Source organism: Streptomyces sp. MspMP-M5 (assembly GCF_000373585.1).
Taxonomy (GTDB): domain Bacteria; phylum Actinomycetota; class Actinomycetes; order Streptomycetales; family Streptomycetaceae; genus Streptomyces.
In genome coordinates this window covers 1-10,613 of record NZ_KB891955.1, presented here as the reverse complement: position 1 = coordinate 10,613, position 10,613 = coordinate 1, and the positions used below count along the sequence as shown (strand labels likewise).

The 10,613-nt window shown below is 68.5% G+C and carries 8 protein-coding genes and 2 pseudogenes; 3 read left to right on the top strand and 7 right to left on the bottom strand.

Annotation, left to right across the window (positions count from 1 at the left end; genetic code table 11):
• Positions 1-293 (bottom strand): annotated as a pseudogene (locus B073_RS42430) (alpha-amylase family glycosyl hydrolase); the annotation flags it as partial.
• A gap of 64 nt (positions 294-357) precedes the next feature.
• A complete protein-coding gene (locus B073_RS0136980) occupies positions 358-669 on the bottom strand; it encodes a putative quinol monooxygenase (RefSeq protein ID WP_063740942.1) in 312 nt (103 codons plus the stop codon).
• 1,595 nt (positions 670-2,264) lie between these two features.
• On the opposite strand from B073_RS0136980, the gene B073_RS0136970 reads away from it, so the two are divergent.
• Positions 2,265-2,792, top strand: coding sequence for a GNAT family N-acetyltransferase (locus tag B073_RS0136970; protein WP_037814071.1), 528 nt, complete (start codon positions 2,265-2,267; stop codon positions 2,790-2,792).
• Positions 2,793-2,966: 174 nt separating this feature from the next.
• Positions 2,967-3,479 (top strand): GNAT family N-acetyltransferase, encoded by a 513-nt coding sequence (locus B073_RS0136965; RefSeq protein WP_018543092.1) that lies wholly within the window; start codon positions 2,967-2,969, stop codon positions 3,477-3,479.
• Positions 3,480-3,610: 131 nt separating this feature from the next.
• On the opposite strand, the gene B073_RS0136960 is transcribed toward B073_RS0136965, so the two are convergent.
• Positions 3,611-4,042, bottom strand: a complete 432-nt coding sequence (locus B073_RS0136960) for a WXG100 family type VII secretion target (RefSeq protein ID WP_018543091.1) — start codon at positions 4,040-4,042, stop codon at positions 3,611-3,613.
• 440 nt (positions 4,043-4,482) lie between these two features.
• Here B073_RS0136960 and B073_RS0136955 point away from each other — a divergent pair, with 440 nt between their 5' ends.
• Positions 4,483-6,348, top strand: coding sequence for an NAD-binding protein (locus B073_RS0136955; protein WP_018543090.1), 1,866 nt, complete (start codon positions 4,483-4,485; stop codon positions 6,346-6,348).
• Between the two features lie 110 nt (positions 6,349-6,458).
• On the opposite strand, the gene B073_RS0136950 is transcribed toward B073_RS0136955, so the two are convergent.
• The 4 genes and pseudogenes from B073_RS0136950 to B073_RS42425 all read right to left on the bottom strand — a co-directional run.
• The gene (locus tag B073_RS0136950) at positions 6,459-9,005 is read right to left on the bottom strand and encodes a sensor histidine kinase (RefSeq protein ID WP_018543089.1); all 2,547 of its coding nucleotides are present in this window, start codon (positions 9,003-9,005) and stop codon (positions 6,459-6,461) included.
• A gap of 51 nt (positions 9,006-9,056) precedes the next feature.
• A pseudogene (locus B073_RS0136945) lies at positions 9,057-9,287 on the bottom strand (winged helix-turn-helix domain-containing protein); the annotation flags it as partial.
• 87 nt (positions 9,288-9,374) lie between these two features.
• Positions 9,375-9,998: a potassium-transporting ATPase subunit KdpC gene (gene kdpC / locus B073_RS0136940; RefSeq protein WP_026248078.1), complete on the bottom strand. Its 624-nt coding sequence runs from the start codon at positions 9,996-9,998 to the stop codon at positions 9,375-9,377.
• 21 nt (positions 9,999-10,019) lie between these two features.
• Positions 10,020-10,613 (bottom strand): HAD-IC family P-type ATPase (locus tag B073_RS42425; RefSeq protein ID WP_037814064.1); only part of this gene is annotated, 594 nt, incomplete at its 5' end.

Here is a 10,613-nt window from a genome sequence, read left to right as displayed (position 1 = left end):
ACCCAGTCCATCAGCACCCCGATCCCGGCCCGGTGCAGCGCGTCGATCAGGTACCGGAAGTCGTCGGGGGTGCCCATCCGGGCGGTGGGCGCGTAGAAGCCGGTGACCTGGTAGCCCCACGAGCCGCCGAAGGGATGCTCGGCCACCGGCATGAACTCGACGTGGGTGAAGCCCAGGTCCTTGACGTAGGCGGGCAGCTGATCCGCCAGCTGACGGTACGTCAAACTCGGTCGCCAGGACGGCATGTGCACCTCGTAGACGGAGAACGGCGCGGTGTGCACGGGGCGTTCGCCGCTCACCCAGCCGACACCCGTCACCTGTGACGAAGACCGGTGATGGGCCCCGCGACCGCCTCTCTCAGCCGTCCAATCCGGCGCCTCCGGCCGGGCGCACGTCGATCCGCTCGGGTGGACCCGCCAGGAGCGGCATCGCCTGCCCGATCAGCTCGCGCACCCCAGGCACGGACAGTGAGACCTCGTGGTCAGCCGCGCTCCGCCAGATCTCCGTGACCCATACGACGTCATCCTCGCCGGGAACGGTGTTGACCATGTACAGCTCACACCCCGACGCGCCAGCCATGAGCCCTGCGGCCTCCAGCAGGATCTTGACCAGGGAGTCCCGGTGCCCCGCCTGCGTACGGAACTTCACGTACAGACCAACCTTGTCCATGCTCATCCCTACTCACGCAACGTACTCAAGGTTCAGGACGAGCATCACACGGGCCAACAAGCTCTCTGATGGGCCAACTACAGACCGTCGTCGCCTCACCCCAGAGGCCAACTCAAGCTGAAATCCGATAAAAACTCGCACAATACCCTCTCACAGCACGAGCCTTCACACGGAGGGCTATGTGCCTGCGCGCCTGCAGAGTAGTAACTTGCGGAAGGAGAGAGCTTCCTGTGCGGCACGCGGTAGACATGTGCCGGCCGTGCGCGGCCACGCCAGCAGCAATTCGCCCCGCATCGCCGGCATGTGCGTATGGTGCAACTCGGGCCTCGGACGCCAGTATGAATAGCGCCTCACCAGGGGCTTTCGTTATTTCTGGGCGGTGGCCTGACCAATCACGTGACCAGCGGCCCAGGGAATCCCCAGGTCAGACCAGGGATGGCAGGCCAAGCCTGTTCGCTCCAGAGGCGGCGAGCTTCCGGGGGCCATTCTTCCTGCTGTGGTCGTAGCGGGCCATGGCGTAGCCCGGCGAGTGGTGCCGGACGTTGGCGAGGGCTCAACCGGGTTCTCCCCGGCCTCCAGATCGTTCGTGACCTTGCTGTGCCTCCAGTCGTGAATCCGGAACTCCTCGGCCAGCTTCAACCGGGTGCGCAGGGTGCGCCACCGTGCCGAGACCTTCTCGGGGTCCTGCGGCCACCTGCCTCGCCTCCGTAGAGCTGGAAGCCGTCGAGGCGAACACCAGGTCATGATCCGTCCACGCGGATCCGAGTCGTTCCAGCACCGTGTCCTGGAACGACGAGTGCAGGGCGGTGGAGTGCAGTGGGTTGGGTCGTCTGCCGGCCGACCTGTGCAGATCTCCTGTTGCATTTCGGGGACGATCAAGAGGCCGTTGACAGGCGAGCGGGTCAGCTGAGTGGGAGCTGCTCCCGGAGGGCGCGGCGGGAGTGCGCACTCTGGTGGGCGAACCGGTGGTGTGAGGCTGTCGTCCTTACCGGTTCTTGTCGGAGTACGGTCCGCGCAGGGTCTGCCGGGAAGTCTGGTCGGTGATACGGGCAGTCCTGCCCGCGCGGACCGGAAAGCGCACTCCCTTGATGAAGACCACCCGCCACCGCGGCGCTGCCCAGGCCGGCTCACGTGCCAGGGGGCTCCATGCCGGGCCGGTGCTGCTGGTGGCGTTTGCGTTCGCGGAGGCTCGCTTGCGGAGTGCCGGGAAGTCTGGTCGGCAGCGTGACAACAGAGCAGCCGCTATCGACCGGGGGACCATCACATGACCGGCCTGACCATCGTTCTTCTCCTCGTGGTGTCCTCGTGGTGCTGGCCACAGCGGTGGCGACCGGGGCCCGGCACTTGGCGGTTGCCGGCGGGGGTTTGTCGAAGTCCTTTGAGATCGGCGCTCTGATCGGGGGACTGATCAAGCTCGAAAATGCGTTGCCCCGCCGGTGAGTGGCTACTACCGTCGCGTGAGCGTGACAGACGCGTGATCTTGGGATGGGGAGGTTGATGAATATGGCCGCCGTCGGCCCTCGTCAGCATGCCCTCATCCGGCCCGCGCGATAGCACAGCGCCGGCCGGGTCGTTCCAACGACCAGGAGAGACGCGTGTCTTCCTCTTCTACACCCGCCCACGCCGACGTGCTCACCAAGCGCCTCGCCCTTCGGACCTGGACCCTGAGCGAGGCCACCGCGGTCCTCGACGGCACCCGGTCCCGGTCCCCGCACTGGGCGGACGACTTTCCCGCCGAAGGCGACCGCGTGGTCGCGGGCCTTCTCGACCAGCATCCCGACTGGCTCGGCGCATACGGGCATCGCCTGATCATCGAGCGCGAGACCGGCCTGGTGGTGGGCTCGATCGGATTGTTCTGGCCGCCCAGCCAGGGCGTCCTTGAGATCGGGTACGGCATCGTCGCATCCCGCCGCGGCCTGGGCTATGCCCCCGAAGCCACCCAGGCCCTGGCGGAGTTCGCCCTCACCACGCCCGCGGTCCATACCGTGTCGGCCAACGTGGAACTGTCCAACCCGTCCTCGATCCGAGTGCTGGAGAAGGCCGGATTCCAACGGTGGGCCACCGAGGAGAACATAGTCCGGTTCAGGCTGACGAGTCCGAGTCCGGACCATTCACGGCGATGACCTCCGGGGTCCTGCAGGCTCTGCCTGCAGGACCCCCATCCCGGTGGCCACCGTGCACAGCGTCCGGGCCCCCGCCCCGGGCTGTGGCCTGAACTCATCCTGTTCGCCTCGCTGGGAGCCTGGGCTCGCGGGGCGGCCCACACGAACATCACTCTGAAACGGACTTCATCGATCATGAGCAGTACCTGGATCACGCGCGCTGAGACCAGCGCCGACATCCCCGCCATTCGTGCGCTCGACCTCGCCGCCTTTCCCACAGCGCAGGAGGCCGACCTCGTCGAGGCCCTGCGCGCCGACCCGAGTGCCTGGATCGACGGCCTGTCTCTTGTCGCCGCAGAGGGGAACGGCGATCTCGTCGGGCACGCACTGCTGACGCGCTGCCACATTGGCGATGTCCCGGCCCTGTGCCTGGGACCGGTCGCCGTCCGGCCCGAACAGCAAAGTCGCGGCGTCGGCTCCGCTGCCGTTCAGGCCGCTCTGACGGCGGCCAAGGGGGCGGGCGAGCACTACGTCGTCGTCCTGGGGCACCCGACCTACTACCCCCGGTTCGGCTTCACCCGCGCCTCCGCCCACGGCATCGGCCTGACCATCGACGTCCCGGACGAGGCCCTGATGGCCCGCACCCTCGACGCCGACCACCCGCTGCCCAGCGGTACCGTCCGCTACGCCGCACCGTTCGGCATCTGACCATCGCCAGATATGGGCCAGTCAACTTGCAATGCTTGCCAGTAAGTTGATTGAGCGTCATACCCGCCCGCCCTACCGGGTTCCGCCCCGCACGAGCGAAACCCGTGGTTGATCACAACCTCTCACAATCCCTAGCGCTGGGGACGTGGCAGTCGGGTCGCCACCGCTGCGGACATGGTCAGGAAGGGCATGCCGACCGAGATACCGATGGAGATGTCGATCTCCAGGTAGATCTCGTGGATCTCGCGGTTGATGTCCTCGATGGCGTCCGCGGCCTCGTCGAGACTCTTGGCCGCCTCGGGCAACTGCGGCAGGCTCTTCCTCATCGCCGCGTCGAGATTCTTCCAGTGTTCCGAGAAAGCGTCTGCCGCCAGACTGCGCCAGCCGGAATTCAGCGTCTGCTGCACCTCGCGGTCCAGGTCTCGGAACATGCTGTGGAGATTCTCGTGCAGATCCAGCCAGCCCTTGGCCGCCCCACGCAGGACGTCCGGATCGCCGCCGGGATTGATGATTTCCAGGCCGGCCTCGTAGACCTGCTCCGCTACGGACTCGTCACCACTCATGAGTTCCGTTCCCTGTGGAGCACGCCGAAGGCGAGGTCGTGTCCCCGGAAGCCTAGGCATGAGGTGATCAAGGAATCAGGGGCCAGGTGCCCTTCTTGTCGCAACCCTTGTCGAAACCCATAGGCCCAGCTGTTCACAGCTGAGGTTGACGTCGACTGGCTCGGAAAGTCCGTGACGCAACCGAAGCCCTCTTCCCGCGGGCCGGAAATTCCTCGTCGCCCGTGTCCCGGCCTTGGGGGCGTGCTTGCTCGGCGGGTGTGGCGTGGTGAAGGCGCTGGTCATCGTATCGATGATGTCGACGGGAGGGTGGCTCCCGTCGATACGGAACCTTGATGTCGAACTGTTGTGCCCAGTGGAACCGCGTGTCATGTACGGGCGATCTTGCTGTTGTGACGTCAACTCTCCAACTGAGCATGCCGCTTGGGCAGCGCTCTCAGCACATGGTGATCTGTGGGGACGACGGGCTCGCGCACCGGCTCGCGGTGACCCTGGACGCGGTGTGCGGTGAGGCGGTCACCGTCGTGCTGCCCTCCAGGCGCGAGGGGCACGCACCGGAGATTGCCGCGCTGCACCGCGATCCACGGTCCCCCGTCGAGCTGCTGGTGGCCGCCCGACCGGACGAGCAGACGCTGCGGGCGGCAGGAGTGGAACGGGCGGCCGCGCTCGCCCTCACCTACCGGGACGACCAGGTCAACCTCACCGCCGCATTGGTGGCTCGGAGCATCAACCCCACGGTCCGCCTGGTCATCCGCATGTACAACCGACAGCGCGGTGAGCATCTCGAACGGCTCCTGGACCGCGCCGTCTCGGCGCTCGGCCGGACCGGCGACATGGCGCTCGACATGTCCACCACCGTGCTGTCCGATACCGACACCGCCGTCCCCGAACTGGTGGCCGCCGCCGCGGTCGGGCAGGGGGACACGTTGCAGGTGGACGGCCAGGTCTTCCGCGGAGTCGTACGCCCTGCCCGTACCCCGCCGCAGTCCGCCGATCTGGTCACCCTCGCGGTGCTGTCCGGTGCGCACCAGGACGACCCGGCGAGCGAGGACAGCCCGGAGACGCCGGGGGAGGAGGGCACTCAGCTGCTGCCCGACACGGTCACCTCCTACCATCGGCAGTTCACCCACGGCCGGCTCATGCTGGAGGAGGTCACGCATCATCACCGGCCCGAGGCACCGCAGCGCGATCGGCGCCGTTACGCAGCATGGCTGCGGGCTCGGCTGGCGCACCTGCCGTGGAAGGTCTTCCTCTCCCGCGAGGTCCTGTCGGTCTTCGGCGCGCTGGCGGCGATCGTGCTGGTGCTGGCCATGGCCACCGCGCTGGCCGAGCCCGGTCCGTTGTGGAAGTCGGTGTACCTGCCGCTGCTGGACATCTTCACCATGGGTGACCCGGCGACGGACGAATCCCCGGCCCGGCGCGTGCTCCAACTCCTCGCCGGCTTCGCCGGTTTGGCGGTCATGCCGCTGGTGGTGGCCGCGACCATGAACGCCACGGAGGCGTTCCGCCAGGCGTCCGTCGAGCATCCGCCGGCCGAGGACCTGCGCGATCACATCGTGTTGGTCGGGCTGGGGAAGATCGGCACCCGGGTGCTGGCGCAACTGCGCACCACCGCACACCAGGTGGTGGTCATAGAGCGTGACCCGCACGCGCGTGGCGTCGCGCTGGCTCGTGAACTCGGTGTGCCACTGCTGCTGGAGGACGCCGGCGCCCCCGATGTCCTCGACCGGGCGCGCATCCGCCAGAGCAAGTCCCTGCTGGTGCTCACCCGCGACGACGGCGAGAACCTCGACATCGTGATGGCGGCGCGTGAGAGCAACCCCCGGGTGCGGGTGGTGATGCGGCTCTACGACGACGACTTCGCGGCGACCGTCTCCCGTACGATGCGCGCCTCGTACCCCGACGCCACCACGCGCAGCCGCAGCGTATCGGCGCTCGCCGCGCTTCCCTTCGCCGCCGCGATGATGGGGCGTCATGTCCTGGGCATCATGCCGGTCGAACGCGGCTCTCTCCTTTTCACCGCGGTGGACGTCGCCGGCCACCCGGAGCTGGAGGGACGCTCCGTTCACCAGGCATTCCGTGAGAACGAGTGGCGCGTCCTGGCGGTGGGCTCCGCAGCCGAGGTCGCGTCTGCCGGACCGACGGACACACTCGGCGGTCTGCGCCTGGACCGGCCGGGCTTCGACTGGCGTCCCGCCCACGGCAGGATTCTGCGCGCCGGCGACCGGGTCGTGGTGGTCTCGACCCGGCGTGGTCTGGACTTCCTGATGACGGGGGTCCAGCCGCATCCGACGGCGCCGCGCGCGTAAGAGGAGCGCCTACCCATGCGCGTAAGGGCCCAACGGCCCCTCGCGCGTAAGGGGCGCCCGGCCCGTGCCGGGCACGCGGTCCGGCGGTCTGCCGGAGTCCGTGCCGACTACTACGACGTGACCGCGTCCGGGAGGTCGGGCGCGGCCGGCGGGTGACCGGCGGCGGTGGGAACCGTGAGGACCATGGTCATGCCGCCGCCGGGGGTGTCCTCGGCGGAGAGGGTGGCGCCGATGGCCTCGGCGAATCCCCGGGCGACGGCCAGACCAAGGCCGACGCCCGCCCCGCGCGGGGCGTCACCGTAGCGCTGGAAGGGTTCAAAGATGCGGTCCTTGGCGTCGTCGGGGACGCCGGGGCCGCGGTCGGCGACGCGCACTTCGACGCGGCCGCCCAGCGTGCTGGCCGAGACGCGGACGGGTTCGCCCTCGGGGCTGTATTTCACCGCGTTCTCGACGATGTTGGCCACCGAACGCTCCAGCAGCCCCGGATCGACGGCGACCATCGGCAGTTCCTCGGGGATGTCGAGGATGACGCTGCCCTCCGGCACGCCGCCGAGGGCCATCGGCACGACCTCGTCGAGATCCACCTCGCGGATCAGCGGCGTGACGGTGCCGGTCTGGACCCGGGACATGTCCAGAAGGTTGCCGACGAGGTGGTCGAGGCGGTCGGCGCCCTCCTCGATGCCGGCGAGCAGTTCGGCCCGATCCGCGTCGGACCACTCGACGTCGTCGGAGCGCAAGGAGGTGACCGAGGCTTTGATACCGGCCAGGGGAGTCCGCAGGTCGTGGCTGACGGCAGCGAGCAGGGCGGTGCGGATGCGGTTGCCCTCGGCGAGCTTCCGGGCGTGTTCGGCCTGGGATCGCAGGCGCTGGCGGTCGAGGACGACGGCGGCCTGGGCCGCGAAGGCCGCCAGCACGCGGCGGTCCTCGGCGGGCAGGACCCGGCCGGACAGCGCGAGCGCCATGTGGTCGCCGACCGGCATGTCGACGTCCGCGTCCTCCGGGCGTGCGAGCGGGCCGGTGTCGCCCACGCTCGCCGAGCAGGTCCAGGGGGCCGTCTCGGACTCCCGCTCCAGCAGGGCCACCGTGTCCATGGCGAAGGTTTCACGCACCCGCTCCAGAAGGGCGTCGAGGGTGGTTTCACCACGCAGGACGCTGCCCGCCAGGAAGGAGAGGATCTCCGACTCGGCACGCAGGCGGGCGGCCTGGTGGGTGCGCCGGGCGGCGACGTCGACGACGGAGGCCACCGAGACGGCCACCAGCACGAAGATGACCAGGGCCAGGATGTTCTTGGGGTCGGCGATGGTGAGGCGGCCCACGGGTGGCGTGAAGAACCAGTTCAGCAGGAGTGAGCCCACCACGGCCGACGCAAGTGCCGGCAGCAGGCCGCCGAGCAGCGCCGCCGCCACGGTCAGCGTCAGGAACAGCAGCATGTCGTTGGCGAGACCGAGGCCCGTTCCGATCCTCATCAACATCAGCGTCAGCAACGCCGGTCCCGCCACCCCGGTCAGCCAGCCCCAGATGATCCGCGACCGGCCCAGCCGCGCGGTCCGGGCGACGGGGAGCCCACGCCCCTTGGCGGCTTCCTCATGCGTCACGATGTGGACGTCCAGGTCGGGTCCGGAGTCACGGGCGACGGTGGCGCCCACCCCGGGGCCGAAGACGTACTGCCACGCCTTGCGCCGGGAGGTTCCCAGGACGATCTGGGTGGCGTTCACGCCCCGGGCGAACTCCAGCAGTGCGGAGGGGATGTCCTCCCCCAGGACGTGGTGGAAGGTGCCGCCCAGATCCTCGACGAGGGTGCGCTGGACGGCGAGTTCCTTGGGCGATCCGGAGGCCAGGCCGTCACTGCGGACGATGTGGACGGCGAGCACTTCGCCGCCCGCGCCCTTCTCGGCGAGGCGGGCGGCGCGCCGGATGAGCGTACGGCCCTCACTGCCGCCCGTCAGTCCGACGACGATGCGCTCACGTGATCCCCAGATCCTCGAAACCTGGTGTTCGCTCCGGTACTCCTGAAGGTATTCGTCGACCCGGTCGGCGACCCACAGCAGCGCCAACTCGCGCAGCGCGGTGAGGTTTCCGGGCCGGAAGTAGTTGGAGAGCGCCGCATCGACCTTGTTCGGTTTGTAGATGTTGCCGTGTGCCATGCGGCGGCGCAGCGCGTGCGGGGACATGTCGACCAGTTCGATCTGGTCGGCGCGGCGCACCACCTCGTCGGGGACGGTCTCCTTCTGCCGTATCCCGGTGATCGACTCGACGATGTCGCCGAGGGACTCCAGGTGCTGGATGTTCACCGTCGAGACCACATGGATCCCGGCTTCCAGCAGCTCCTCGATGTCCTGCCAGCGCTTGGTGTTGCGCGAGCCGGGGACGTTGGTGTGCGCCATCTCGTCCACCAGCGCCACGGCCGGCCTGCGTTCCAAGATCGCGTCCACGTCCATCTCGGTGAACACCGTGTCGCGGTAGTCCAGCTCCCGGCGCGGGATCTGCTCCAGGCCGTGCAGCATCACCTCGGTGCGCGGCCGGTCGTGGTGTTCGACGAAGGCGACCACACAGTCCGTGCCGCGCTCGACGCGGCGGTGCGCCTCCGACAGCATCGCGTAGGTCTTGCCGACGCCCGGTGCAGCGCCGAGGTATATCCGCAACTTGCCGCGTGCCACGTGGTCCCGCTCTCGTGTCGAAGGGTGGCCAGGGGGCGAAAGCCCGGGGCGTCAGGGGTCGAAGCGGTAGCCCTTACCGGGCGCGGTGACGAAGTGCCGAGGACGCGCCGGGTCGGTTTCCAGCTTGCGTCTGAGCTGCGCCATGCAGACGCGGAGATAATGGCCCGGCGTGGTGCGGGAAGGGCCCCATACCTCCTCCAGCAACTGCTGCCGACTGACGAGCCGGCCGCTGTTGCGCACCAGCACCTCCACCAGATGCCAGTGAGTCGGGGTGAGCGGTATCCGGGTCATCGGTGTCCCCCTTCTGTTGTGCGCGAGAGTGCCGCGGGTGGCCGCCCTCCCCTGGCGGGCCACCCGCGACACGGCTTCTCACTTCGTGGCGAGCTCTCTGACCGCTTCTTTGACCGCGATGTTGAGCTTCAGGACGTTCACCGCCGGCTCACCGAGGAAACCGGCGGTCCGGCCGCTGGTGTTGTCCTTCACCAGCTTCTCGACCTGTGTGACGGTCAGCCGGTTGTGCTCGGCGACGCGCTTGACCTGGATCTCGGCGTAGGCGGGCGAGATTCCCGGGTCGATGGCGGAGGCCGAGCCGGTCGCCGCGTCCTTGGGGACCTCGGACTCCGGCACGCCGTTGAACTCCGCGACCTGCTTCTTCGCCGCCTTCACGTTCGCGACCAGCTTGGGGTCGCTTGCGCCGAGCTGGCTGGAGCCGGTGGCCATCGGGTCGTAGTTGCTGTGGGACGGGCGTCCCTGGAACCACTTGGGATCGGGCGTCTTCGTGCCCTTGATGTTCCAGCTCTGGCCGATGAGTTCAGAGCCCACGACCTTGCCGTCGACCGTCACCTCGGAGCCGTTGGCCTTGTCGCGGAAGAGACCCTGCGCGATGCCCGTGACGACCAGCGGATAGACGACGCCGCACACCACCGTGAGGACCAGCAGGACGCGCAGGGACGCCCACGCCAGGCGGAGGGTGCTTGCTATGGAGTTGTTCATGACCGTCACCACGCCTTTCGATCAGTGCAGCCCGGGGATCAGAGAGATGAGCAGGTCGATGATTTTGATGCCGATGAACGGGGCGATCAGCCCGCCCAGGCCGTAGAGGGCGAGGTTGCGTCGCAGCATCTTGTCGGCGCTCATCGGCCGGTACCGCACGCCCTTCAGGGCGAGCGGGACCAGCGCGATGATGATCAGCGCGTTGAAGATGACCGCCGAGAGGATCGCGGACTCGGGCGAGGCCAGGCCCATGATGTTGAGCGCGTCCAGGCCCGGGTACGCCACCGAGAACATCGCGGGGATGATCGCGAAGTACTTGGCGACGTCGTTGGCGATCGAGAAGGTCGTCAACGCGCCCCGGGTGATGAGGAGTTGCTTGCCGATCTCGACGATCTCGATGAGCTTGGTCGGGTTGGAGTCGAGGTCGACCATGTTGCCGGCCTCCTTGGCGGCCGACGTGCCGGTGTTCATCGCCACGCCCACGTCGGCCTGGGCCAGTGCGGGGGCGTCGTTGGTGCCGTCGCCGGTCATGGCGACGAGCTTGCCGCCGGCCTGCTCGCGCTTGATCAGCGCCATCTTGTCCTCGGGCGTGGCCTCGGCGAGGAAGTCGTCGAC

Excerpts from the sequence above, each read along its gene's own strand:
- B073_RS0136960 (WP_018543091.1), bottom strand. The coding sequence starts at position 4,042 with ATGAGTGGTGACGAGTCCGTAGCGGAGCAGGTCTACGAGGCCGGCCTG.
- kdpC (WP_026248078.1), bottom strand. The coding sequence starts at position 9,998 with ATGAACAACTCCATAGCAAGCACCCTCCGCCTGGCGTGGGCGTCCCTG.
- B073_RS0136965 (WP_018543092.1), top strand. The coding sequence starts at position 2,967 with ATGAGCAGTACCTGGATCACGCGCGCTGAGACCAGCGCCGACATCCCC.
- B073_RS0136980 (WP_063740942.1), bottom strand. The coding sequence starts at position 669 with ATGGACAAGGTTGGTCTGTACGTGAAGTTCCGTACGCAGGCGGGGCAC.
- B073_RS0136955 (WP_018543090.1), top strand. The coding sequence starts at position 4,483 with ATGGTGATCTGTGGGGACGACGGGCTCGCGCACCGGCTCGCGGTGACC.